23 protein-coding genes are annotated in these 24,573 nt (G+C 33.3%); 20 read left to right on the top strand and 3 right to left on the bottom strand.

Translation table 11 applies throughout. From position 1 onward, the window contains the following. Nucleotides 1–22 precede the first annotated feature (22 nt). From KIK00_RS10425 to KIK00_RS10330, 20 genes are all read left to right on the top strand, one after another. Nucleotides 23–1,147, top strand: coding sequence for a DegT/DnrJ/EryC1/StrS aminotransferase family protein (locus KIK00_RS10425; protein ID WP_255816487.1), 1,125 nt, complete (start codon nt 23–25; stop codon nt 1,145–1,147). Between the two features lie 12 nt (nt 1,148–1,159). Beyond that, the gene (locus KIK00_RS10420) at nt 1,160–1,732 is read left to right on the top strand and encodes an acyltransferase (RefSeq protein ID WP_255816486.1); all 573 of its coding nucleotides are present in this window, start codon (nt 1,160–1,162) and stop codon (nt 1,730–1,732) included. Between the two features lie 10 nt (nt 1,733–1,742). Beyond that, the gene (locus KIK00_RS10415) at nt 1,743–2,753 is read left to right on the top strand and encodes a Gfo/Idh/MocA family protein (protein ID WP_255816485.1); all 1,011 of its coding nucleotides are present in this window, start codon (nt 1,743–1,745) and stop codon (nt 2,751–2,753) included. Between the two features lie 81 nt (nt 2,754–2,834). Next, entirely contained in the window at nt 2,835–4,106 is a 1,272-nt protein-coding gene (locus tag KIK00_RS10410; protein ID WP_255816483.1) for a lipopolysaccharide biosynthesis protein, read from the top strand. A 49-nt stretch (nt 4,107–4,155) separates the two neighbouring features. Next, the gene (locus tag KIK00_RS10405) at nt 4,156–5,331 is read left to right on the top strand and encodes an O-antigen ligase (protein ID WP_255816482.1); all 1,176 of its coding nucleotides are present in this window, start codon (nt 4,156–4,158) and stop codon (nt 5,329–5,331) included. Between the two features lie 102 nt (nt 5,332–5,433). Continuing rightward, a complete protein-coding gene (locus tag KIK00_RS10400; RefSeq protein WP_255816481.1) occupies nt 5,434–7,266 on the top strand; it encodes a hypothetical protein in 1,833 nt (610 codons plus the stop codon). A gap of 205 nt (nt 7,267–7,471) precedes the next feature. Next, entirely contained in the window at nt 7,472–8,554 is a 1,083-nt protein-coding gene (locus tag KIK00_RS10395) for a hypothetical protein (RefSeq protein ID WP_255816480.1), read from the top strand. Between the two features lie 133 nt (nt 8,555–8,687). Continuing rightward, a complete protein-coding gene (locus KIK00_RS10390; protein WP_255816479.1) occupies nt 8,688–9,815 on the top strand; it encodes a glycosyltransferase in 1,128 nt (375 codons plus the stop codon). 1 nt (nt 9,816) lies between these two features. Then, nucleotides 9,817–11,667 (top strand): asparagine synthase (glutamine-hydrolyzing), encoded by a 1,851-nt coding sequence (gene asnB / locus KIK00_RS10385; protein ID WP_255816478.1) that lies wholly within the window; start codon nt 9,817–9,819, stop codon nt 11,665–11,667. After that, nucleotides 11,667–12,905 carry a glycosyltransferase family 4 protein gene (locus KIK00_RS10380; protein WP_255816477.1) on the top strand — a complete coding sequence of 413 codons (1,239 nt, stop codon included), beginning with the start codon at nt 11,667–11,669 and terminating at the stop codon, nt 12,903–12,905. Before asnB ends, KIK00_RS10380 begins: the two co-directional genes overlap by 1 nt. Before the next feature lie 34 nt (nt 12,906–12,939). Beyond that, on the top strand, nt 12,940–14,118 hold the full coding sequence (locus KIK00_RS10375; protein ID WP_255816476.1) for an O-antigen ligase family protein: 1,179 nt from the start codon (nt 12,940–12,942) through the stop codon (nt 14,116–14,118). A 51-nt stretch (nt 14,119–14,169) separates the two neighbouring features. Further along, nucleotides 14,170–14,772, top strand: a complete 603-nt coding sequence (locus KIK00_RS10370) for a sugar transferase (RefSeq protein WP_255816474.1) — start codon at nt 14,170–14,172, stop codon at nt 14,770–14,772. A gap of 9 nt (nt 14,773–14,781) precedes the next feature. Next, complete coding sequence (locus tag KIK00_RS10365; protein WP_255816473.1) at nt 14,782–15,375, top strand: acetyltransferase; 594 nt, start codon at nt 14,782–14,784, stop codon at nt 15,373–15,375. A gap of 20 nt (nt 15,376–15,395) precedes the next feature. Continuing rightward, nucleotides 15,396–16,532, top strand: a complete 1,137-nt coding sequence (locus tag KIK00_RS10360) for an aminotransferase class I/II-fold pyridoxal phosphate-dependent enzyme (RefSeq protein ID WP_255816472.1) — start codon at nt 15,396–15,398, stop codon at nt 16,530–16,532. Between the two features lie 14 nt (nt 16,533–16,546). Then, nucleotides 16,547–17,116 (top strand): sugar transferase, encoded by a 570-nt coding sequence (locus tag KIK00_RS10355; protein ID WP_255816471.1) that lies wholly within the window; start codon nt 16,547–16,549, stop codon nt 17,114–17,116. A 15-nt stretch (nt 17,117–17,131) separates the two neighbouring features. Next, nucleotides 17,132–17,677, top strand: a complete 546-nt coding sequence (gene rfbC, locus KIK00_RS10350) for a dTDP-4-dehydrorhamnose 3,5-epimerase (RefSeq protein WP_255816470.1) — start codon at nt 17,132–17,134, stop codon at nt 17,675–17,677. A 97-nt stretch (nt 17,678–17,774) separates the two neighbouring features. Further along, the gene (gene rimO / locus KIK00_RS10345) at nt 17,775–19,076 is read left to right on the top strand and encodes a 30S ribosomal protein S12 methylthiotransferase RimO (RefSeq protein WP_255816468.1); all 1,302 of its coding nucleotides are present in this window, start codon (nt 17,775–17,777) and stop codon (nt 19,074–19,076) included. 398 nt (nt 19,077–19,474) lie between these two features. Then, on the top strand, nt 19,475–20,074 hold the full coding sequence (locus KIK00_RS10340) for a hypothetical protein (RefSeq protein ID WP_255816467.1): 600 nt from the start codon (nt 19,475–19,477) through the stop codon (nt 20,072–20,074). Between the two features lie 15 nt (nt 20,075–20,089). Further along, nucleotides 20,090–20,803 carry a hypothetical protein gene (locus tag KIK00_RS10335; protein WP_255816466.1) on the top strand — a complete coding sequence of 238 codons (714 nt, stop codon included), beginning with the start codon at nt 20,090–20,092 and terminating at the stop codon, nt 20,801–20,803. Between the two features lie 557 nt (nt 20,804–21,360). Then, nucleotides 21,361–21,732: a septal ring lytic transglycosylase RlpA family protein gene (locus KIK00_RS10330; RefSeq protein ID WP_149833308.1), complete on the top strand. Its 372-nt coding sequence runs from the start codon at nt 21,361–21,363 to the stop codon at nt 21,730–21,732. A gap of 68 nt (nt 21,733–21,800) precedes the next feature. On the opposite strand, the gene KIK00_RS10325 is transcribed toward KIK00_RS10330, so the two are convergent. The 3 genes from KIK00_RS10325 to KIK00_RS10315 form a co-directional block, all read right to left on the bottom strand. After that, nucleotides 21,801–22,565: an exodeoxyribonuclease III gene (locus KIK00_RS10325; RefSeq protein WP_255816465.1), complete on the bottom strand. Its 765-nt coding sequence runs from the start codon at nt 22,563–22,565 to the stop codon at nt 21,801–21,803. Next, nucleotides 22,565–22,855 (bottom strand): YciI family protein, encoded by a 291-nt coding sequence (locus KIK00_RS10320; RefSeq protein WP_255816464.1) that lies wholly within the window; start codon nt 22,853–22,855, stop codon nt 22,565–22,567. Before KIK00_RS10320 ends, KIK00_RS10325 begins: the two co-directional genes overlap by 1 nt. 100 nt (nt 22,856–22,955) lie before the next feature. Next, nucleotides 22,956–24,500: a bifunctional response regulator/alkaline phosphatase family protein gene (locus KIK00_RS10315; protein WP_047378748.1), complete on the bottom strand. Its 1,545-nt coding sequence runs from the start codon at nt 24,498–24,500 to the stop codon at nt 22,956–22,958. Between the last annotated feature and the right edge of the window lie 73 nt (nt 24,501–24,573).

Genomic DNA, 24,573 nt, shown 5'->3' with positions numbered 1-24,573 from the left:
GTGCACTCAAAAAACTAAAGATATGAAAATTCAAATGGTTGACCTTAAAGGTCAATACCTGAAAATAAAAGAAGACGTAGATGCCGGTATCCAGGAATGTATAGACAATACAGCATTTATTAATGGTCCTGCTGTAAAAGAATTTCAACAGGATTTCGAAAAATATTTAGGTGTAAAACATGTTATCCCGTGTGCTAACGGAACAGATGCACTTCAAATTGCCATGATGGCACTTGATCTGCAGCCTGGTGACGAAATTATCTGCCCGGCTTTCACTTATGTCGCTACAGCTGAAGTTATTGGTCTTTTAGGATTAAAACCAATAATGGTAGATGTAAACGAAGATACTTTTGATATTGAACTTGAGGATTTACAAAAATATCTGACACCTAAAACCAAAGCAATTGTTCCTGTCCATTTATATGGCCAAAGTGCTAATATGGAAAAGATTCTTGAATTTGCAGAAAAGCACAATCTTTTTGTTATAGAAGATAATGCTCAGGCAATGGGTTCCGATTATACTTTTTCTGATGGAACCGTCAAAAAAACAGGAACTATCGGCCATATCGGGTGTACCTCATTTTTTCCGTCAAAAAACCTTGGTTGCTACGGTGATGGAGGTGCGTTAATGACGAATGATGATGACCTGGCTTCAAAAATCAGAATGATAACTAACCATGGCCAGGAAAAGAAATACTATCATAAAGTTTTAGGCTGTAATTCCAGATTAGATACAATTCAGGCAGCCGTTTTAAAAGTTAAGCTAAAATATTTGGACGAATACTCAGCTGCCAGAAACAGGATGGCTGACTATTATGATAAAAATCTTTCTGGTATTACCGAAATTCAAACACCCAAAAGAGCTGAAAACTCTACCCATGTATTCCATCAGTATACCCTTAGGGTGAAGAATGGGAAAAGAGATGAACTACAAAAATACTTGGCAGAAAAGAACATTCCAAGTATGATTTATTATCCTTTACCCCTTTACAAACAAGAAGCTTTTCTTCAATATGTGGAAGAAAGTTTTAGTCTTCCTGTTACAGAGCAGCTTTGCGCCGAAGTGATTTCCCTTCCTATACATACAGAATTTGATCAGGAAGTATTGGATGTTATTGTTACAGAAATTAAGAATTATTTTAATTAATATAAAGCAGATATGTCAGATTTTTTTGCACACGAAACAGCTGTTATTGATGAAGGTTGCCAGATAGGGACCGGAACCAAAATTTGGCATTTTTCACACCTTATGACCGGCTGCGTTTTGGGAGAAAAATGTAATATAGGACAAAACGTTGTTATTTCTCCAAAAGTAGTTTTAGGAAAGAATGTAAAAGTTCAGAATAATGTTTCTATCTATGAAGGAGTAACATGTGATGATGATGTCTTTTTAGGCCCTTCAATGGTTTTTACCAACGTAATAAATCCAAGAAGTGCTGTAAACAGAAAGAATGAATATCTGAAAACACATGTGGGAAAAGGTGCATCTATAGGAGCTAATGCAACTATTGTCTGTGGACACAATATAGGTCAGTATGCCTTTATTGGAGCAGGAGCAGTAGTTACAAAAGAAGTGCCGGATTATGCATTGGTGGTAGGAAATCCTGCCAGACAAATGGGGTGGATGAGTGAATTTGGGCAAAGACTTCAATTTGATGCAGAAAATATTGCCGTTTGTGAAGAAAGTGGAGAAAAATACAAATTAGAAAACAATAAAGTTTCAAAAATTTAAAAACATACAAATGAGTGAAAAAATAAAATTTGCAGTCGTTGGCTGCGGGCATATCGGAAAAAGACATGCCGAAATGATCTCAAGAAATGAGGAATGCGAATTGGTTGGATTAATCGATGTTAAAGATAAATCTGTACTGGGCATTGAAAATTATGAAGTTCCCTTTTTTGCTTCACTAGATGAGTTTCTGGCTTCCGGGATTGAAGTGGATGTTATTAATATTGCATCCCCAAACGGATTCCATTTTGAGCAATCTTATAAAGTGATAGATGCAGGAAAGCACGTTGTGGTAGAAAAACCAATGGCTCTGAAAAAACAGCATGCTGAAAAACTTATTTTTCAGGCTTTGCACAAGCATAAACAAGTTTTTGCAGTGATGCAAAACAGATACTCACCACCTTCTGCATGGGTAAAAGAAATGGTAGAGAGCGGAAAACTTGGAAAAATATTTATGGTTCAGCTTAATTGCTACTGGAACCGTGATGACCGATATTATAAGCCGGAATCATGGCATGGAAAAAAAGATCTGGATGGAGGAACTTTATTTACACAGTTTTCTCATTTTATAGATATTATGTACTGGTTATTCGGTGATATTACCAATATTCAGGCAAAATTTGCAGATTTCAATCATGAAACACTTACTGATTTTGAAGATTCAGGTTTTGTTAGCTTTGATTTTGTAGACGGTGGAATGGGTTCCTTAAATTATTCTACTTCAGTCTGGAATCAGAATCTTGAAAGTTCTATGACAATCATTGCAGAACATGGAGCAGTGAAAATCGGAGGACAATACATGGATAAAGTAGAAGTTTGTAATATAAAAGACTATGTAATGCCGGAATTAGCTCCAACAAATCCTGGAAATGATTATGGTGCTTACAAAGGATCTGCGGCCAATCACCACTACATCATTGAAAATGTTGTGGATGTACTGAAAGGAAGAAATACTATCACTACTAATGCTTTGGAAGGGCTGAAAGTGGTGGATATTATAGAAAGGATTTATAATCTTAAGTAATTATTATTTAGTAGCCGTCTTGACACACTTCTAAAAATGAATAATTAATTAAGGGAAATTCCCAAATTTTAAACCGATATTTTGCAAGAGAAACTTTTACGTATATTCAAAGATAATTTTTTGAGAGGAGTCACAACACTGGCTTCAGGGACTATAATTGGACAAATTTTAGTTATTATTGCCTCTCCTTTTTTATCTAGAATTTATCCGGTAGAGTCTTTTGGAAATTTAGCAATATTTACAAGTGTTACTGCCTTTTTAGCTGTTGTTTCTACAGGAAGATACGAGTTAGCTGTTGGATTGCCAAAATCAAAAGAAGATTCATACAAGATTATCAAACTGATTGTAATTATTGGATTTGCGGTTTCTTCTATTTATCTGTTGCTGATAATAGTTCTGAAATATATATTGAAAGTTTTAGATAAAGACTTATTTTTATCTCAGAACATCTATTATCTGGCACCTTTTTACATTTTTTCTGTTGCCGTTTTTTCAGCATTAAATTATTGGAAACAAAGACAAAAAGCATATAAAACCATTACGATAGCTACAACTTTACAGATCATAAGTACAACATTGACAAGTCTAATATTAGGGTTTTTCAATGTGAAATCTGGACTTATACTATCTCTGATGATTGGTATTTTGGTTGGGATACTCTATCATGTATTGACTGAACGTACAATAGTGAAAAATGTTATCAAACAAAATGAAGTGAAGAGTGTAGCATTGCAATATTCTTCTTTTCCAAAATATATGACATTTTCAGACTTGTCTTTAGTAGCTAGCCAACAATTTATACCAATTATATTTTCTTTATTATACAGTACCACTATTGTAGGTTTTTTTTCTATGGCAAATAGAATAATAAGAATTCCAAATATCGTTATAACCAGCGCAATAAGTAATGTTTTTAGAAATGAGGCAATAGATGCAATCAGGATAAACGGAAACTGTAAAGACTTATACCTTTCTACAATGAAGAAGTTGATATTTCTTTCATTGCCTGCATATTTATTCCTATTTTTAACGAGCAAATTTTTATTTAGCTGGATTTTTGGTAAGCAATGGTATGTGGCTGGTGAATATTCACAAATTATTTCAGTTTTTTTGTTTTTTGAATTTATCGCTACACCCCTTAGTTCAATCTATTATATAAGAGGTAAGCAAAAGTTGCTTATGAAACTTCAATTACTGAATGCAGTTTTGGGCTTCATAATGATTGTGACAGGTTATTTAATTTTTTCAGATGCATACATGTCATTAGTGTTTTTCGCTATTTCTGCTTCTGTTTTTAACATAATACTAATTTTTAATTCATACAAAATTTCAAAAACTAATGATTCAGTATAAACTAGAAACAAATTTAATTTTTATTAAAAAATAAATATAATTAAGAAGTATGTCATTATTTACAGACAAGTTTACATTTTTTAAAGTATTCATTTATTTTATTTTTGTTTTTTCGGGATCTCTAAAGTGGTTACCTATTCCAATGGATTTGACCCTATTGTCTCTTTTGCTTTGTTTTGTAGTAATGGTTTCTGAATTGCGTACAATAGTTCCACTAAAAGTAAAGGATCGTCATATTGTTATTTTGATTTTAATACTGAGTCTTATTTTTCTTGTTTCTAATGTTTATTCAATATCTAGTATTTATGCCGAATCTAAATCTCTAGCGGTAATTTTAAATATTTTTACAGTAATATATCCCATTATTGTATTTAAGAAATCTATTTTTCCCGAATTGAAATTATTGATGTATCTTATTGGTGGATTAATGATTGCAGGATTGTTTTATCTGTATTTTAATAATATGTTTATTATATTCCATGATTCTGAATTGTTAGTAGATAAAGTTCCTACATATTTAGTTATTGGAATCATGCTGTGCGCATGTTTTATTTTCTCTCTGGCAAGCAAATTAACATGGTATGTAGCGGTTTACAGATTATCGATATTATTTTTATTATTTCAACTTGGAGGAAGAGGGCCTATCATTAATCTGATACTGTCTTTAATTGTTTTCTTTACTTTGAATCTTAAAAATTATAAAATAAATTATAAAACAGGGTTTGCAATAGGTGCATTATTTTTTACCATACTTATTTTTGGAGAGAATATTTATACTTTTGCATTTCAAAATGTAGACTTTGAACGATTTAACATCTTTAAATCTTATAATGACGATGCGAGTTTATCTTTAAGGGGAAATTTTCTTGAGATTGGGTTGCAGTCAATATTAGATCATCCTTTTTTTGGATTAGGAATTGGAAGTTCTGGATTTATACTTGATGGAGCTGATGTGAGTAATTATCCACATAATCTGTTCGTTGAGTCAATGATGGAATTGGGAATACTAGGAGGCTTATTATACCTATCGACATATGTATTATTCTTCCTTAGAAATTATTCTATTTCCAAGAACAATAAGGATATGCTGATTTTATTTATTATTGTTTTGTTATTTTATCTGGAAGACAATAAAAGTAACTCTTTTGATTCCTGGAGATGCAGTATTATATGGATTATGTTTTTTATATCTGAGAAGAGATACAAAGTTGGAATAACTAATTAAAAATTCACTTGAAATAATGTATAATATTAATTTAAAAAAACTTGATTATACTTATATAAGTTCCTATAAATATTATTTAATTTAAAAAAAAGAAAAAAACAAATGTGTGGAATTTTTGGTGTCGTATCGAACACCAGTATTAATAAACAGAAGTTTCAAACTCTGGTAAAGCATTCCGAACAAAGAGGAGTAGACTCTAGCGGTTTGATTTATTATCAAAATAACCAATATAAGATAAACAGAGCTGATTACAGCATTGAAAAATTACTGAACAAGGTAAAACCATATGATAACAATATTGTTTTAGGACATAGCAGATTGATTACAAACGGACTGGGAGATAACCAGCCGGTAATCAGAGGAAATATATGTGCAATACACAATGGAATTATTGTAAACGAAGAAGAAGTCTGGAGCAAGTTATCAGTAAGCAGACAATTAAAAATTGATTCTGAAGCTATTGTTGCTATCGCAGAAGAATTTCTTAATAACAATGACAATAAAATAGAAGATCTTCCTAAAAAGATACTTTCTTTATGTCAGGGAGTTATTGCCTGTGCTCTTGCTCTGCCGGAAAAAGGAAAACTGCTTCTTTTTTCAAATAATGGCAGTTTATATGTAGGATATAGCGAGGACAAAACTTATTTTGCATCAGAAAGCTATGGGCTTAGAATTATTGGATGCGAAAATATAACCCAGATAAAAGAAGAGTCTTTGATTCTGGATATTCCTGTTTCCCAAGAAAACCTTACAGTGACAGATGAAAAAAGCAGGGTAGAAGACCTGATCCCTGAGTTTAAATTTAATACTATTGAAGAAGGCCTGCTGGAATATAAGAAACTAAACATCAAAAGATGTACCAAATGTATCCTTCCGGAGACAATGCCTTTCATAAAATTTGATGAAGCTGGGGTATGTAATTATTGTAAAAACTACAAACCAAGAAATAATCCAAAACCGAAAGAAGAATTATTTAAGCTTGTAGAACCTTACAGAAGAAAAGGTAAGGAGTTGGATTGTATTGTTCCTTTTTCAGGAGGCAGAGACAGCTGTTACGGGTTACACCTTATTGTAAAGGAACTGGAAATGAAACCAGTTACCTATACTTATGATTGGGGAATGGTAACAGACCTTGGCCGAAGAAATATCAGCCGTATGTGTGCAGATCTTGGGGTAGAAAACATTATTGTAGCTGCAGATATTTCATTGAAAAGAAAGAATATCAGGATGAACCTTGAAGCATGGCTGAAATCACCACATTTAGGGATGATGGCAATGCTTACAGCAGGAGATAAGCACTTCTTCAGACATGTAGAAGATATCAAGAAGCAGACAGGAATTAATCTTAATCTATGGGGAGTAAATCCATTAGAAGTAACTCACTTTAAAACAGGATTTTTAGATATTGAACCAGATTTTGAAGAAAAAAGAGTGTACAGTCATGGTGCTATGAAACAGCTGAGATATCACTCTAAAAGATTCAGAGCGATGATGCAGAGCCCGGGGTATTTCAATAGTTCACTTTGGGATACTCTGTCAGGAGAATACTATCGCAGCTTCACTGAAAAGCAGGACTACTACCATATTTTTGATTATTGGAGATGGGATGAAGAGCAGGTAGATAACACCCTTTTAAATGATTATAACTGGGAAAAAGCAATAGACACTACTACTACCTGGAGAATTGGTGATGGTACAGCGGCTTTTTACAATTATGTATATTACACGGTAGCCGGCTTTACAGAACACGACACGTTCAGAAGTAATCAGATCAGAGAGGGGCAAATGACAAGAGAGAGAGCTTTAGAACTTGTTGAAATAGAAAATACTCCACGTTATCAGAATATCAGATGGTACTTAGATACCTTAGGATTAGATTTTGAAAGAGTAATTAAAATCGTGAATAAAATTCCGAAATTGTATACTGAAAAATAAATTAAATTTTTGTTCGTAAATGAAAAGCTCTACAGTGATTTTTAAGGTTACATTACTATTTATCTATTTGTTTTATAGTAGTTCTTTCTGTTTGGCTATGCCTACTTTTAAGAGTGTAGAGCAGACACAAAATAAAAAGATATTTATATCAGATAACCCCATATTTACGAACAAAAACTTAAGCGTTAAGGAAATTTCTAAACTCTTGGATTTTTATACTGATGTGTTTAGTTCAGAATCTCAGCTGGCCAAGTGGTACAGTGCTGTCTATGATAGTTCTGCACTTTTGTATATTCCTATACAATATGCTTATGATACCCAAAATCAGGAGTTAATAAATAAACTACAAAAACTGTTTACTTACAATACCTTACTTATCGTAAAAAAGAATTCTCAGGCAGATGATTTGGCTAAAAGAACCTTTTACTTTACTGTTTCAGAATATTTAAGAAGAAATGGAATTAAAGGCAATGCCGAAAATACCAAAATGTATAATTTCATAAAAAGAGAAGTATTATATTATTGGAATAATAATCCTGCAAACATTTGGGAATCAGAATCAAATAAATTCTATGGTGTAAGACAAAGGATAGATTATATCTTAAGTGGGGATTTTAATGGTAATTTAAGTTACTACAGAGCAATTACCGATTTTGAACTCTATGTTATGGGAACAGGTGTAAGTCTTTTACTCATTGAAAAAGATGCAAAGCAAACTGTGACCCCTGATTTAGTCTCTATTAAAGATAGATTCTATCAGGTATTGAAGAAAGAAGTAAGGATTAAAGATAATAAAGCATGGTATCTGCAGCCCAATATATGGCGTGATCATCCGGATTTTAAGGATGTGGCTCTTGAAAAAAGTCAGAATGTAAATTGGGATGCCTCTCATTTTTCAAGAATGTCTGCTTACCTGCATCTGTTGAAACTTAATTTCCAGGATGATAAACCAAAATACAGCTATTTGGAAAAACTTACCACATTACTTTCAAACCAGCTGATCACTAATATTGCAAGCTATGATTCCAGTAATAGTATATACATTTTCAATAATTATATAGACGGTAATAACAGTAATTTTCGAAGTGATATTAAGGATGGGAAAAAAGGCATACAGCCATCTAAAAATTTTGAACATATTTTTGTTGGATGGTGGAAAATGTTGAATACAAATGAAGTTGATATCATGTATGAAAGAATAGCAAAACAATTCCCTTATTATTCTGAACAGAGTGCTTATATCGCTCATGATAAAGGGTTCTTTCAGGAAATTGTAAATCTGAAATAATTTGATATAGCATTGTTGAATCTCAAGTTATGTATAAAGTTCTGCAGGATTCAGTAGGAGAACCAAAAAAATTAAGAAATAAAACATAACCAATGTTTAACAGGAAAATTGAAAACTTTCCAAAACCCAATTAATGAATAAAAAATACGGATTTCACGTCTGCCATCTCACGAGTGTTCATCCAAGAAATGATTCTAGAATATTTCATAAGATGTGTAAAAGTCTGGCATCTAAGGATGTTAAGATAACTTTGGTAGTTGCTGATGGTAAAGGTAATGAGACAGTAGACAACGTAGAAATTATAGATATTGGAGCCCCAGCTGGCAGATTGAAAAGAATTACACAAACTACAACTCAAATCTTTAATAAAGCTAAAGAACTCAACGCAGATGTATTTCATCTTCACGATCCTGAACTGCTTTTAATAGCAAAGAAACTGAAAAAATTAAATAAAAAAGTAATCTTTGATTCCCACGAAGATACGGTAAACACTATTTTAGTTTCACCCTATTTAAAATCTCCTGTTTCAAATATAATCTCTATATTATATGAGAATTTTGAACGCTACACCTGTAAAAAGATAGATGGTGTGATTGGTGCTACACCTCATATTGAAAAGTATTTTAAAAAGTTTGCCAAACAAACTGAAAATATCAATAACTATCCTATCTTATCTGATAAGAAACTGGAACAAATTTCCTGGGATCAAAAACAGAATGAAGTATGCTATGTGGGATCTATTGACGATACAAGAGGAATTAAAGATCTGATGAATTCATTGGAGCTCACAAAATCACAGGCCAGACTGAATCTGGCAGGTATGTATTCTTCTCTCACCTTGGAAAAAGAGATAAAAGAACATAAAGATTACCACCTTATCAATGATTTCGGATATGTAAATTCCGAAGAAGTAGAAAATATTTATAATCGTTCCTTAGTAGGTGTAGTTACTTTGCACCCTATTCCAACATTTTTAGTGAGTCTGCCTATAAAAATGTTTGAATACATGGTTGCAGGAATTCCTTTTATTGCCTCAGATTTTCCATACTGGAGAAGTTTATTGAAAGGAAATGAATGTTGTATTTTTGTAGATCCTCAAAAACCTAAAGAAATTGCTGATGCTATTGATTACTTTATGCTTAATAAGGAAACAGCAAAACAAATGGGTGAAGTGGGACGAAAATTAGTCTTTGAAAATTTTTCATGGGAAAGCCAGTCCGAAAAATTATTAACGTTTTATCAAAAAGTTTTATCAAACTAATATGTGCGGAATAACAGGAGCAATAGAATTTAAAAGATCACAAAACCTTGATTTTAAAGAAGGAGGTGATTTACATAATTATATACGGAGAAGAGGACCGGATTACTATGGCGTTGAAAAAGCAGAATTCGCTGATTGGTCGGTAACCTTGGCTCACTCAAGGCTGGCGATTATAGACCTGTCAGTAGCATCTAATCAACCTATGATCTCTGATAATGAAAGATATAGTATCACTTATAATGGAGAAATATATAACTATAAGGAAATCAGAGAAGAATTAATATCCAATGGTTTTACCTTCAGAACAAAAGGAGATACTGAAGTTCTTTTAAGAGCCTGGGAGTGCTGGGGAGAAGCTTGTTTGAATAAGCTGAATGGCATGTTTGTTTTCGGATTATTTGATAAGATAAAAGGAGAGTTCTACCTGATAAGGGATAGATTTGGAATTAAACCGTTAATTTATGCCTTTTTTGATGGTCAATTATTATTCTCTTCTTCCATAGCCTCTGTAGCTAAACAAATAAATCAGGAGATAGATCTGGAATATTGTTCCAGTGGGATAAGATTCGGTTTTTTCGAAGGATATGAAGACAGAACTCCTTTCAAAAATGTAAAATATCTTTTACCAGGATCATTCATGAAATGTAAACTGGAAGGAGAGCTGAAAATAGAGACTAAAACCTGGTATTCTCTGGAAGAGCAGGTTGCAAAAAAAAGAAAAGAACTAGAGGCGTTAAGCTCGGAAGAACTAATTTCCCAAGGGAAAGCCCTGTTGGAAAACTCAACCAAAATACGTCTGAGAAGTGATGTTCCTCTGGCAATTTCTTTGAGTGGGGGAGTAGATTCTTCCTCTATAGCAGCAATTGCTTCAAAAGAAGTAGATCATCTGATGGCTTTCAGTTATGGAGCTCCCGATCACCCGAAATCAGAAGGCCCCATTATTAATAAGTTTGCAAAAGATAAAAATATTAATGTTGAATATATTCACCATTCTTACACAGCACAAGAGATGGGGAATATTTATGACCAAACTATGGAGGCCCAGGAATCTCCATTTCTGGGACTTAGTATTATAGCACAGCATGAAGTATACAAGCAGGTAAAAGCAAGAAACATTAAAGTATTATTAGGTGGCCAGGGAGGTGATGAAATTTTTGCCGGATACAGAAAATTTTTCATTGTAGCATTGCGAAAGGCAATAGAAAATAAAGAAGTTTTGCCAGGCTTACAATATTTTCACTCATTAGCTCTGATGTTGGTATTTGAAGCAAAACAAATAAAAACATATTGGAATGAGAAAAACAGATATCTGAAGACAACAGGGAAAGATACATCATTCCTGGATTGCTTACCGGAAATTTCTTTAAATCTGTTTGAAAATTCATCTTTATCAAGAAGGCAGATTTCAGATATCCAAAAATATAGTATACCTTCCCTTTTAAGATATGAAGACAGAAATTCAATGTATTTTTCTATTGAGAGCAGGCTGCCTTTTATGGACTATAGATTGGTAGAGTTTGCTTTAGCATTACCAGATTTGCTTAAAATTAAAAACGGTTACGGAAAATGGATATTACGTGAAATGATGAAAAAAGACGTGCCGGGATATATCCTTAAAAACCGTCTGAAAAGAGGCTTTGATGTCACACAGAATTGGGTGAATGATGGTGTGGGAGAGAGAATAAAATCAAATATTTTGGAAAATAAATCTAAAGCAAAAGATTTTGTATCAGACTTCAGTCAACTTGAAAACAGTCTCACAATTGAGAATCTTAATAACAGTAATATTCTGAATGAAGCAATCATGCTTGATTTCCTAATTGATCCAATTAAAAAACCAACCCTGCACTAATGAAAAAAAATATCTGGTTAATTTCCAAATATGCTTCACCACCACAATATGCAAAAGCTCCATCGCGCTTATTTTATCTGGCGAGAGAGTTTAAAAAAATGGGAAATGAAGCTTTATTAATAACATCAGATGCAAATCATTTTACGAATTGTCCTGAAACTGATAAAATCTATAATGATGAAGAACAGGATGGGGTGGCAATAAGATGGATTAAAACAAAGAAATATACTAAAACCGCATCTATAGACAGAATTTTGTCATGGCTTGATTTTGAAAGAAAGTTATTTCTGATGAAACTTTCCAATATGGAAAAACCAGATGCAGTTATTATTTCGTCACTTTCTATTTTTACCATCATATATGGTTACTATCTGAAAAAGAAGTTTGGTAGCTTTTTAGTTTTTGAAATTCGTGATATCTGGCCTTTAACGATGACAGAGGAAGCTGGTTTTTCAAAATGGCATCCTCTTGTTTTACTGATAGGGTTTATAGAAAAATTTGGATATAAAAAGGCTGATTTGGTTGCAGGAACAATGCCAAGGCTGGATTTACACGTAGAAGAATTACTGGGATATAAAAAACCTTTTCATTGTTCACCATTAGGATTTGATCCTGAAAATTATTCTGAAGAATTCCTGAAAGAAAAAAATCCGTTTTTAGAAATAGTACCGTCAGGTAAAGTAATTATTGGCTATGCGGGAAGTATGGGGGTTACGAATGCATTGGAACCTTTTATTGAAACAATACAAATGATGAAAGAGAACACTGATATCCATTTTTTATTAGTTGGAAGTGGTGATCTTAGAGCATCTTACGAAGAACAGTTAAAAGATTGTACGAATGTAACATTTTTACAAAGAATTCAGCAAAATGAAGTTAAATACTTTCTTCAGGTTTGTGATATTCTATACTTATCTACCAAAGATTCAAAAGTATGGGACTATGGGCAATCTATGAACAAAGTGGTAGAATATATGTTGGCCGCAAAACCAATTATTGCTTCTTATACCGGATATCCTTCTATGATTAATGAAGCTGATTGCGGTAGGTTTATCAACAGTACATCTGCAGAGGATATTAAAGATGCAATTTTATTTTATGCCAATATGAGCTCGGAAGAAAGAATTGCGATAGGTGGAAAAGGCCGAAAATGGATTTTTGAAAACAGAACGTATCCGGTGTTGGGAAAAAAATATATGGATGCTATTTTATCTCATCCCGTAAAGCAAAAGAAGTAGCTTTGCACTTGTTGAAATAAAAATAGGCTTTATTTTGAAAATTACTATTAATAATAATTTCATTTATAAACTATTCCTGTTATCTGTTATGGTGGGAAATACTATTGCCATTTCTTTTGCAAAGCCACTTGAAATGAATCCCAGAAATTTTTCCATACCATATAGAATCTTTATCATTGTTTTCTCTTTATTTATAATATATAGAGAAAGAAGAAATATTAATCTTAAAAATATTTCAATAATAAGTCTTGTTGGATTTTGGATTTTTTACATCATCAAGCTTATTTATTCTTTTAATAGCTATTCTTTTAATCAGGAGGTAATACGATCTGAGAATGAAGATATTTTCAGAATCTTATTTTTGGTACTTTTACCAAGTATAGCACTATTGTGTATCAATTATAGTAAAATAGATTTTAAAAGTATAGCAAAATATAGTGTTACTATTCTCTGTGGTCTTCTCGTTGTAAATTACATATATGGTTATATAAAATTAGATCATATTTTTAGTACTTATTATATTATGTATGGGCATATAGGTGCCTCTTTATTTATCATATCGTTATTTTTGCTTTTGTTTTGTAAAAAAGATTATAACTCATTTTTTTTATTCTTCTGTCTTTTTTTGGGTCTTTTTAATGTGATTCAATCTATGGCGAGAAGTCCGTTATTAGCAGTTTTTGTATGTTCTTTTTACATGGTTCTTTTAAAAGGAAATAAAAAATATCTGTTATATATAATTACATTGATTTTGTTATTTATAGGCTTGGTTATTTTACATCAACATTATGGAAATGAGCAAATAACAAGCTTCAACAGAATGTATAAGTGGATAGCACACGGAGATACATCAAGCAGAGGACCATTATTCAGTAAAGCTATCGAAATATTTAATTCAAATCCTTTATTTGGAGGAAGGATATTGTTTGAAGATGGCGTTCATCCACATAACATTTTTTTAGAGCTTTTAATGGCTACGGGTATTTTAGGATTAATTATTTATTTCTTAAAGTTTTTGCCCGTAGTAAAAAATGCTGCCTTATTTTGGAATATTCAAAAGGGAAATATATACTATAAACTGATTTTTGCGTTATTTTTGCAATACTTTACTTTGGTACAGACTTCCTGCAATCTTTTCAATATACCGGAATTTTTGTACTTTAGCTCAATGATTATAGGTATTGGTTATACAGCAAAAACACAGGAAGTTTAAAAAAGATATTGATAAAAAGCATATGATGATTGATACACCTAATTTCTAAAAATGTACAAAAATTATTTAAAGAGGATTTTCGACTTTGTAATTGCTCTCATTGGAATTACTTTTCTACTTCCAATTTTTCTTATTGTGATGGTTGGATTATTTCTTTCCAATAATGGTAAACCCTTTTTCTTTCAACAGAGACCAGGTAAAAACGGTAAGATATTTAAAATTATAAAGTTTAAAACAATGAATGATAAAAAGGATTCTAATGGAAACCTTTTATCAGATGCAGAAAGATTAACAGCAATAGGTTCTTTCGTCCGTAAAACATCTTTGGATGAAATTCCACAATTAATCAATGTCCTGAAGGGAGATATGTCACTTATTGGACCAAGACCTCTTTTGGTTCAATATTTACCTTTATATAATGAACACCAGGCGAGAAGACATGACGTGAGACCCGGAATCACAGGTTGGGCACAAGTAAATGGTAGAAATGCAATATCATGGAATCAAAAATTTGATTATGATGTATGGTATGTAGAAAATATATCATTGATGTTAGACGTGAAAATCTTCTTTTTAACCGCTAAGAAAGTTTTTATAAGAGAAGGAGTTTCTGCTGATGGACATGTAACCATAGAACCCTTTCAGGGAAATTAATTGATCATTATGTATTTATTTGGAGCAAGTGGACACGGAAAAGTAATTGCAGACATTGCAACGGCTAATGACATAAAGATTAAGGCATTCATAGATCAGGATATTACTAAAAATGAATGCTATGGCTTTCCTGTATTAAATAATTTACCTGACGATAAGGAAAAAATGATTATTTCAATCGGAAATAATTTTACTCGTAAAAAAATATCGGAACAAATTAAAAATGAGATAGGCATCTTAATACACCCAAAATCTATAATTTCGGACTCTGTAAAGATTGAACCGGGAACAGTAGTAATGGGTGGAGTTGTAATCAATGCTGATACCACCATTGGTAAGCACTGTATCATCAATACCAATGCATCTGTAGATCATGATTGTGTGATTGAAGACTTTGTTCATATTTCACCTAATGTGGCACTCGCCGGGACTGTTGAAGTAGGTGAAGGCACTCATATTGGAATTGGGGCATCAGTAATACAGGGAATTAAAGTAGGAAAATGGTGTGTAATAGGTGCCGGAGCGGTAATTATTAATGATATTCCCGATTATTCAGTTGTAGTAGGGAATCCAGGTAAAATCATTAAAAAAAATATTATATAAACAAGTTACAAATCAATATTATGAATACTAAAATCTGGTTGTCCTCACCCCATATGGGAGGTAACGAACAAAAATATATCAACGAAGCATTTGAAGAAAACTGGGTAGCGCCATTGGGACCTAATGTTGACGGATTAGAAAAAGATCTGGAGCAGTTTTTGGGTGAAAATGCAAAAGTTGCCGTTCTTTCTGCTGGTACCGCAGCATTACACCTTGCGCTTATTGAATGCGGAGTACAGCATGGTGATGAGGTTATCTGCCAGTCAATGACTTTCTCAGCATCAGCCAATCCTATTGCTTACTGTGGAGGAACTCCTGTTTTTGTAGACAGCGAACCTGATACCTGGAATATGTGTCCAAAAGCTTTAAGAGAAGCCGTTGAAGACAGAATTCAAAAAGGAACAAAGCCCAAAGCTATTATTGTAGTTCATTTGTATGGTATGCCTGCAAAAATGGACGAAATTACAGCTATTGCTCAGGAATTCCAGATTCCTGTTATAGAAGATGCTGCAGAAGCTCTTGGTTCTACTTACAAAGGACAGGCTTGTGGAACATTTGGACGTTTTGGAGTATTAAGTTTTAACGGGAACAAAATTATTACCACATCCGGAGGAGGAGCTTTGGTTTGCCACACTCAGGAAGATAAAGATAAAACCGTTTTCCTTTCTACTCAGGCAAGAGATAATGCCCCTCACTATCAGCATTCACATATTGGTTTCAACTACAGAATGAGCAATATTGTTGCAGGAATAGGAAGAGGGCAGATGGAAGTTCTTAAAGATAGAGTGGCAGCCCGTAGAGCAATGCATGATTTCTATTTTGAAATTTTTAAAAATATTGAAGGGGTGACTGTATTTTCAGAGCCTGGAAAGGATTTTTATTCCAATCACTGGTTATCTGCCATTATTGTTGATCCGCAGGTTACAGGGAAAAATAGAGAAGGCTTAAGACTTGCATTTTTAGAAGATAATATTGAATCAAGACCGCTTTGGAAGCCTATGCACCTACAGCCGGTTTTTGAATCTTCTCCTTATTACGGAGGAAAAATTTCCGAAAATCTTTTTGATAACGGACTGTGTCTTCCGTCAGGGTCCAACTTGTCAGATGATGACAGAGAAAGAATAGCAAACGTAATCCGTAACTATTTCGGAGTTTAATATCATTGAGTTTAATGAATCAGTATAAATATTGGAAAGTGGTTTTCGACTTTATCTTAGCGGTAATACTGACCCTCTTTCTTATGCCGGTACTGCTTATTTTATTTGTGATTGCAAGTCTCGATACATCTTCTAATGGGATTTTTTTTCAGACCCGAATAGGACAGTATGGAAAGCCATTTACCATATTTAAATTTAAAACAATTCATGATAGCAAAAGAGTATGCTCCAGAATCGGGCAGACACTCAGGAAATTTAAATTTGATGAATTTCCCCAATTATTTAATATTTTAAAGGGCGATATGAGTTTTGTGGGTCCCAGACCTGACATTGAAGGGTATTACGATAAATTGACCGGAGCAGATAGAAAAGTTCTGGAATTAAAGCCGGGATTAACCTGTGAAGCGAGTATTAAATACAGAGACGAAGAAAATCTTCTGAATAGCCAGAAAAATCCTTTGGTATATAATGATGAAATATTATTTCCGAATAAAGTAAAAATGAATCTTGACTATTTTGAAAATATGTCTTTCAAAAATGATACGAAGATTTTATTTAAAACAATAATAACCATATTGAAATAGAGTTTTTTTACTATTATGAAAATTAAAGAAACCCCGCTTAAAGATTGCTATATCATAGAGCCTACCATATTTGAAGATGAGAGAGGCTACTTCTTTGAAAAGTTCAACGAAAAAAAATTCGAAGAATTGACAGGGATGAACGGCCACTTTGTACAGGATAATATTTCCAGATCATCTTATGGAGTATTAAGAGGACTGCATCTTCAGAAAGGTGAGCATGCACAGGCAAAATTGGTATCATGCCTTGAAGGCAGTGTGTGGGATGTTGCCGTGGATCTTAGAGGAGATTCTCCTACTTTCGGGGAATGGTTCGGAATAGAGCTTACCGCAGAAAATAAACTACAGCTTTACGTGCCAAGAGGTTTTGGACATGGATTTGCCGTACTAAGTACCCATGCTGTATTTTCCTATAAATGTGATAACTTTTATAACAAAGAATCAGAAGGCAGTGTAAGATTCAATGATCCGGATCTTGATATTGATTGGAAAGTTGATGAAAAAGACGCCATACTTTCGGAAAAAGATCAGAACGCCCCTGGATTTAAAGACAAAAACTTTTAAATTATATCCCTGAAAACCACTTTATAAAAGTGGTTTTTATTTTTTTAATCCTTAACTCTTCAATATTTTGTATCTTTGCAGACTCAAAATCAAAACGATGCGTACAAAATCTGTAGGGAAGAAGAAAATCAATGTAGTCACTCTTGGGTGTTCCAAGAATGTATATGATTCTGAAGTATTAATGAGCCAGCTGAAAGCTAATGGCAAAGAAGTGGTTCATGAAGACCGTGGTGACATTGTTGTAATCAATACCTGCGGATTTATTGATAATGCTAAAGAAGAATCTATTAATACCATCCTTGATTATGTTGAAGCTAAGAATAGAGGAGAGGTTGAAAAAGTATTCGTTACAGGATGTTTATCAGAAAGATATAAACCGGATTTGATAAAAGAAATTCCGGATGTAGACCAATATTTCGGAACAAGAGACCTGCCGATGCTTTTAAAACATCTTGGAGCAGATTATAAACACGAACTGGTAGGAGAGAGACTTACAACGACTCCAAAACATTATGCCTACCTTAAAATCTCAGAAGGCTGTGACAGACCATGTTCTTTCTGTGCGATCCCTTTGATGAGAGGAGGCCATATGTCAACCCCCATCGAAAAACTGGTTTTAGAAGCTCAGAAACTGGCAAAAAAAGGGACAAAAGAATTAATTCTTATCGCACAGGATCTTACTTACTATGGTCTTGATCTTTATAAGAAAAGAGCGTTAGGAGATCTTTTAAAAGAATTGGTGAAGGTAGAAGGTGTAGAATGGATTCGTCTTCATTATGCCTTCCCAAGCGGTTTTCCGGAAGATGTTCTCGATATTATCCGTGAAGAACCTAAAGTATGTAACTATATAGATATTCCTCTTCAGCATATTAATTCCGATTTGTTGAAATCAATGAAGAGAGGAACTACCCATGAGAAAACAGATGCTCTTTTAGGAAAGTTCAGAGAAAAAGTTCCTGATATGGCGATCAGAACAACTCTTATTGTTGGATATCCTGGTGAAACAGAAGAAAGATTCCAGGAGCTTAAAGACTGGGTAAGAGAACAGAAGTTTGACAGATTAGGATGCTTTACTTATTCTCATGAAGAGAATACTACGGCTTATGTATTGGAAGATGATATTTCGCAAGAGGTAAAAGAGGCAAGAGTAGAAGAAATCATGGAATTGCAGTCTCAGATTTCGTGGGAAAAGAATCAGGAAAAAGTAGGAAAAATATTCAGATGTATTTTTGACCGTAAAGAAGGGAACTATTTTATTGGAAGAACGGAGTATGATTCACCAGATGTGGATAATACAGTTTTGGTTTCTGCTGAAGATACCTATATCTCTATAGGTGAATTTGCAGATGTTAAAATTACCTCAGCCGAAGAGTTTGATTTATACGGAGAATTAGTCTAGCTAAATGCTTACTAATCAGTTTAAAATAAGATTTATGAAATTAAGCTATTAACGAAAATTAACATAGAATTTTCTCGGTGATTTGTTTTTATTTTATTGATAATCAATTTGTTAATATTTTGCATAATTAAGATTTATCAAATTTCTTTTATAAAGTATATAAATTCAAAAATTATGTCTTAAATTTGCGCAATAAGCAATATTTTTAAATAATATGCTTTCAATGAGTTAAATCGTTTAAATGAAGCTAAAATGAAATTAAAATAATATTTTAACTTGTTCGCTTCAATATGATGTTCACAAGTTGGGATGCATCTACCATTTTGGAAATATTGATGAAAAAAAATGTAATTAAAAATCTTTAAAAACTTATGAAAAAATTTTTATTAACAGCAATTATGCTTGTTGGCCTTTCGGCCCTTTCTAAGGCTCAGCAGGGGCGAGTGGGGATTAACACAACCACACCTGCCGCAACGCTAGATGTAGTAGCAAATACTACTGACAATGCTAGACCTGATGCCTTATTAGTCCCTCGTATGACAAGAGCACAATTATTAGCTAAAGATGCAGCTTATACTGCTGCTCAAAATGGAGCGCTTGCTTTCGTTACAACGATTGACGGTACAGCAACTCCCAAAACTACGAACGTTACAGCAGTAGGTTTTTACTACTATGACGGCCAGACTACGAACACTTGGATCGCTGTAGGTGGTGGAAGCGTTGCTCCTGCTGGAATGACAGTAAGAGCACAGACAGCTTCTACGATCTCTGATACAGACTTGAATAATGCAGTTCTAGTTACATCAAATGTTACATTTAACTTAGCTACATTGACAAAAACCAACGGTAAAACTATTACATTTATAGATGCAACCAATGGAGCTTTTTTTAGTGTAACAGGAGTTCATAGTACAGCTTCAACGACACCTCTTCAATCTGGAGGATCATTATCCTATATTTGTGATGGTACGAACTGGTATAGCTATAATTCATTCTAATAACAAAACACAATTATGAAAGTATATTTAACATCAGCATTGTTTGCCATTGTTGCGGCATCAAGCACGTTTTTCGCTCAATTAAGATCAAACGGTACTGTGAGTGCTACAGTAGCTACACAGTCTGTATTTTTAGATGCTTCTGCAAATGGATTTACAACATCAAATAGTAATGGTAAAGGATTAGCATTTCCTAGAACAAATTTAACTTCGTTTACTTTTGTTACACCAGTGACTAGTGCTCTGAACTTCCCTACTGCATATGACGGGATGATTGTTTATAACTCTACTGCTGGTACTACTCCTGCTACAGGTTCTGGTATTGGTGGTCAAACTGTAGATGTTGGTTTTTACTATTTTAGTAATCCTACTCCAACACCTGCTTTCTCTTCAGCATCAGGTAGATGGTTGCCACTAGGTTCAGCGGCAAAAGAAAATATTCTTACAACTGAAACAGTTACAAACAGACAAGTAAACAACGCTCAGATTTATGGTGTAAAAGGAACTTTTGCAGCGAGTGGAACTTCTACTGCGGTAACAATTCCTGCTCCTGCTGGAATAACTTCAATGTATGGAATCACTATCTATAAAGCAGGTACAAATACTGTATATTCTAGAGAATTATATTCTTATGATACAGCTACCGGAGCTGCAGTTACAGGATCTCCAAGTATTTCTGTAGTGTATCCTAACGGTACATACGATTATGTATTAGAATATTTAAAATAGAGAATTAATTTAATTACATAAATAAAAACCAATGAGAGATCATTGGTTTTTTTACTTTTAAAAGAGAAGAGATTTATGTATTTATTGGATATTAAAAACAATATTTTAAGCAATTGGTGTTGATATTTAATGAATAAGGAATCAATCTATAAATTTTAACAGAATATAAAGCTGTTAAAATCTGCTTCGGAAATATGATATTATAAGGGTAAGCGTGTTCTATAAGCAGTTTTTTTTAAAATCTGGTTTTAAGATATTTAATTTTTAAAGATCATTTTTTAATTCAGACCTTAACATTGTATGAATTTTAATTAATTGATTATCAGTTGTTTTTGAAATTGTCTTTTTTAAATTATGCACAAATTAGTTAATTATGTTAACTTTTTAAGTCTTTTTTTAACACTTTTTAACAGTGTAGTCTAAAACCCCTATTCATAGGGTATTGCAGGGTTGATTAAGATTTATTTAAGGTTTTGTTAACTGTTTTTAACATATGAGATAGGGTTTTATAAAGATTCCTGATACTTTTGTCCCGTCAAAACCAATAAAAGTTCAAAATGATGAAAAGATTCATTCTCGTAATCATAATGATGATTTCAACCTTAGGTATTTATTCTTTTACGAGTAATGCCTTAGATGCGAAAAAAACAAGTTATGCATCGTACTACCACGATAAATTTAACGGTAGAAAAACTGCTAGCGGAGAAATCTTTGATAACTCAAAGTTTACTGCAGCAAACAGAACGCTTCCATTTGGAACAAACGTTAAGGTTACTAACCTTAAAAATGGTAAAGAGGTAATAGTGAGAATTAATGACAGAGGGCCTTACCATTCATCAAGATCTTTAGACATGTCTAAAGCTGCGTTCGATGAGATCGGAGATATCAGTCATGGTACAATTCCGGTCGAATATGAAATTGTCGATTAATTTTATGATTTAAATTAAAAAAAAGCCAGCTGACTCAGCTGGCTTTTTGTATGGCACATATTAAACTTCTATACATCCAATTCCAATAAAGCAGGACAATGGTCAGAATGTACTGCTTCTTTTAAAATAACTGCTCTGGAGAGCTTATCCTTTAAACTGTAAGAGGTGAAGTTGTAATCCAGTCTCCATCCTTTGTTTCTGGCTCTGGAATTTTGTCTGTAGCTCCACCATGTATAATTGTCCGGATCATTATTAAAAAACCTGAAACTGTCTATCAGTTCACATTCGTTGATGAAGTTGGTCATCCATTCCCTTTCCATGGGAAGAAACCCGGAAACATTCTTTAAACCAACAGGATTGTGAATATCAATCTCTTCATGGCAAATATTAAAATCACCGGATATAATCAGATTGGGAATTTCTTTCTTTAAATTTTTGATATACTCCAGGAAATCATGGCAGAACTGCATTTTAAAATCCAGTCTCTCAATATTAGACGCAGAAGGAACGTATACAGAAATAGCTGAAAAGCCATCAAAATCTGCACGGATGATTCTACCCTCATTATCATAGCTTTCAATACCGCATCCGTACTCTACATGATTGGGTTTGATTTTTGAGGCAATTCCGACCCCGCTATAGCCTTTTCTTACTGCTGAGTGCCAATAACTGTGATAACCTAATTTTTCAAGACTTTCGATGTCTATCTGATCGTTTCCGGCCTTACTCTCCTGAATACAGATGATATCCGGATCAGCAGTCTTTAGCCAGCCCAGAAAATCTTTTGTAAAAGCAGCTCTGATTCCATTGACGTTGTATGTGATTAATTTCATTAGTCTTCTATAAAAAGTTTAAAATTTTCATTGTATTTTGAAGGGAGAAATTCCGTGATGTCATAATCTGCTATCTGATGAATATAAAAAGGATCTTCAGAAATGATCTGTTCAATTTCACTTTTAGATTCTGCATTGGCTATGATGATACCTCCCGTTCTGGGTTCTTTTCTTCCCGAAGCAATAAACTGTCCGGATTCATAATGCTTATTAAGGAAAATATTATGTTGGGGAATAAAGCGTTCTACATTTTCAATAGAACTCTTGTAGGTAAGCGAAATAATAAACATGATTTATTTTTTACGAAGATATGAACTATAAAAAAGAAGCGGAAAAAATCATTCGATTTTTTCCGCTTTAAACCCAAAATTAAATAAACTACGAAAAAAACTACTTGGGTTCTAAAATGCTGATAGGAATAATACACTCTTCCAGTGAAATTCCTCCATGCTGGTAGGTTTCTTTATAGTAATTAACGAAATGATTGTAATTTTTAGGATAAGCAAGGAATATATTGTTTTTAGCAAAAATATATTTCGAGCTTAAGTTTCCTTTTGGAAGGAAAAGTTTTTCAGGATTGGTAATCGCCCATACATCACTGTCGTCATACGTTAAACTTTTACCTGTTTTATATCTGATATTAGTAGAAGTTTCTCTGTCTCCTACCACTTTACTTGGCTTTTTAACATATACCGTTCCGTGGTCCGTAGTGATGACCAGTTTATAGCCGTTTTCGGCCGCTGTTTTTATAATCTTCAGCAAAGAAGAGTTTTCAAACCAGTTGAAGGTAAGAGAGCGGAAGGTCTTATCATCACGGATCAGCTGATCTACGATGTGGTTGTCTGTTTTCGCGTGGGAAAGAATATCAATGAAGTTGTATACGATGACCAGCAGATCATTATTTTTATGCTGGTTGAAGTCATCATAGATCTTCCTTTCAAAATCGGCATTCAATACCTTAAGATACTTCATAGATTTTGAGCCCAAGCCTATTCTCTTCATTTGATCTTCCAGGAAGTCACGCTCAAATTCATTTTTGTTTCCTTCTTCATTATCATTAAACCATTTATCCGGGAAACGTTTTTCAATTTCAGACGGCATTAATCCCGCAAAGAAAGAGTTTCTTGCATACTGAGTAGCGGTAGGAAGGATACTGTAGTAATAATCTTCCGAAATTTTATTGTAATATTTTGTAAATAAGGGTTCAATCACTTTCCACTGGTCGTAACGAAGATTGTCTACCATTAGCAAAAGAACTTTTTCTTTTTCAACTTCAGGTTTTACTTTTTCTTTGAAAAGTGTGTGGCTCATTAGAGGTTTGTCAGAATCAACCAGCCAGTCCGTGTAATTTTTTTCAATAAACTTGGCAAACTGAATATTGGCTTCTTCTTTCTGAGATTGCAGAAGATCTGCAAATTCATTATCTGCTACCTTATCAAATTTGATCTCCCAGCTAAGGATTTTTTTATAATATTCTGCCCATTCCTGATAGGTTCTCAGGTATGAAAGTTCCATAGAGAGGTTTCTGAATTCCTGCTGGTACTGCAAAATAGTTTTTTGCTCAACAAGATTGTCCTCCTGAAGGTTTTTCTTTAAGGAAAGTAATATCTGGTTAGGATTTACAGGCTTCAATATATAATCGGCAATCTGAGATCCGATAGCCTCTTCCATAATGTGTTCTTCTTCGCTTTTTGTAACCATCACAATCTTTAAGGAGTTATCTTTTTCCTTAATCATAGGAATGGCTTCAAGTCCGGAAATACCCGGCATATTTTCATCAATTAATGTTAAAGCAAATTTCTCTGAATCCATAAGTTCCAAAGCCTCATTCACATTATTTACAGGGGTTACCTGGTAACCCTTTTTTTCTAAAAATACAATATGAGGTTTAAGTAAATCTATTTCATCATCGATCCATAATATCTTTTCTGACATAATTTATTTTTTACATGGTTATTCTATCAAAATGTTGACCAAATCCTTCTAAAATCTCACAAAATAGAAAGAT

The sequence above is a fragment of the Chryseobacterium sp. MA9 genome (genome assembly GCF_024399315.1).
GTDB lineage: Bacteria > Bacteroidota > Bacteroidia > Flavobacteriales > Weeksellaceae > Chryseobacterium.
Note: the sequence above shows the minus strand (reverse complement) of the source record. Positions and strands in the feature narration are given on the sequence as shown.

Coding starts and splice junctions, on each gene's coding strand:
- rimO (WP_255816468.1), top strand. CDS start 17,775: ATGCGTACAAAATCTGTAGGGAAGAAGAAAATCAATGTAGTCACTCTT.
- KIK00_RS10360 (WP_255816472.1), top strand. CDS start 15,396: ATGAATACTAAAATCTGGTTGTCCTCACCCCATATGGGAGGTAACGAA.
- KIK00_RS10320 (WP_255816464.1), bottom strand. CDS start 22,855: ATGTTTATTATTTCGCTTACCTACAAGAGTTCTATTGAAAATGTAGAA.
- KIK00_RS10425 (WP_255816487.1), top strand. CDS start 23: ATGAAAATTCAAATGGTTGACCTTAAAGGTCAATACCTGAAAATAAAA.
- rfbC (WP_255816470.1), top strand. CDS start 17,132: ATGAAAATTAAAGAAACCCCGCTTAAAGATTGCTATATCATAGAGCCT.
- KIK00_RS10390 (WP_255816479.1), top strand. CDS start 8,688: ATGAATAAAAAATACGGATTTCACGTCTGCCATCTCACGAGTGTTCAT.
- KIK00_RS10420 (WP_255816486.1), top strand. CDS start 1,160: ATGTCAGATTTTTTTGCACACGAAACAGCTGTTATTGATGAAGGTTGC.
- KIK00_RS10370 (WP_255816474.1), top strand. CDS start 14,170: ATGTACAAAAATTATTTAAAGAGGATTTTCGACTTTGTAATTGCTCTC.
- KIK00_RS10315 (WP_047378748.1), bottom strand. CDS start 24,500: ATGTCAGAAAAGATATTATGGATCGATGATGAAATAGATTTACTTAAA.
- KIK00_RS10335 (WP_255816466.1), top strand. CDS start 20,090: ATGAAAGTATATTTAACATCAGCATTGTTTGCCATTGTTGCGGCATCA.
- KIK00_RS10405 (WP_255816482.1), top strand. CDS start 4,156: ATGTCATTATTTACAGACAAGTTTACATTTTTTAAAGTATTCATTTAT.
- KIK00_RS10330 (WP_149833308.1), top strand. CDS start 21,361: ATGATGAAAAGATTCATTCTCGTAATCATAATGATGATTTCAACCTTA.
- KIK00_RS10415 (WP_255816485.1), top strand. CDS start 1,743: ATGAGTGAAAAAATAAAATTTGCAGTCGTTGGCTGCGGGCATATCGGA.
- KIK00_RS10340 (WP_255816467.1), top strand. CDS start 19,475: ATGCTTGTTGGCCTTTCGGCCCTTTCTAAGGCTCAGCAGGGGCGAGTG.
- KIK00_RS10400 (WP_255816481.1), top strand. CDS start 5,434: ATGTGTGGAATTTTTGGTGTCGTATCGAACACCAGTATTAATAAACAG.
- KIK00_RS10325 (WP_255816465.1), bottom strand. CDS start 22,565: ATGAAATTAATCACATACAACGTCAATGGAATCAGAGCTGCTTTTACA.
- asnB (WP_255816478.1), top strand. CDS start 9,817: ATGTGCGGAATAACAGGAGCAATAGAATTTAAAAGATCACAAAACCTT.
- KIK00_RS10355 (WP_255816471.1), top strand. CDS start 16,547: ATGAATCAGTATAAATATTGGAAAGTGGTTTTCGACTTTATCTTAGCG.
- KIK00_RS10365 (WP_255816473.1), top strand. CDS start 14,782: ATGTATTTATTTGGAGCAAGTGGACACGGAAAAGTAATTGCAGACATT.
- KIK00_RS10380 (WP_255816477.1), top strand. CDS start 11,667: ATGAAAAAAAATATCTGGTTAATTTCCAAATATGCTTCACCACCACAA.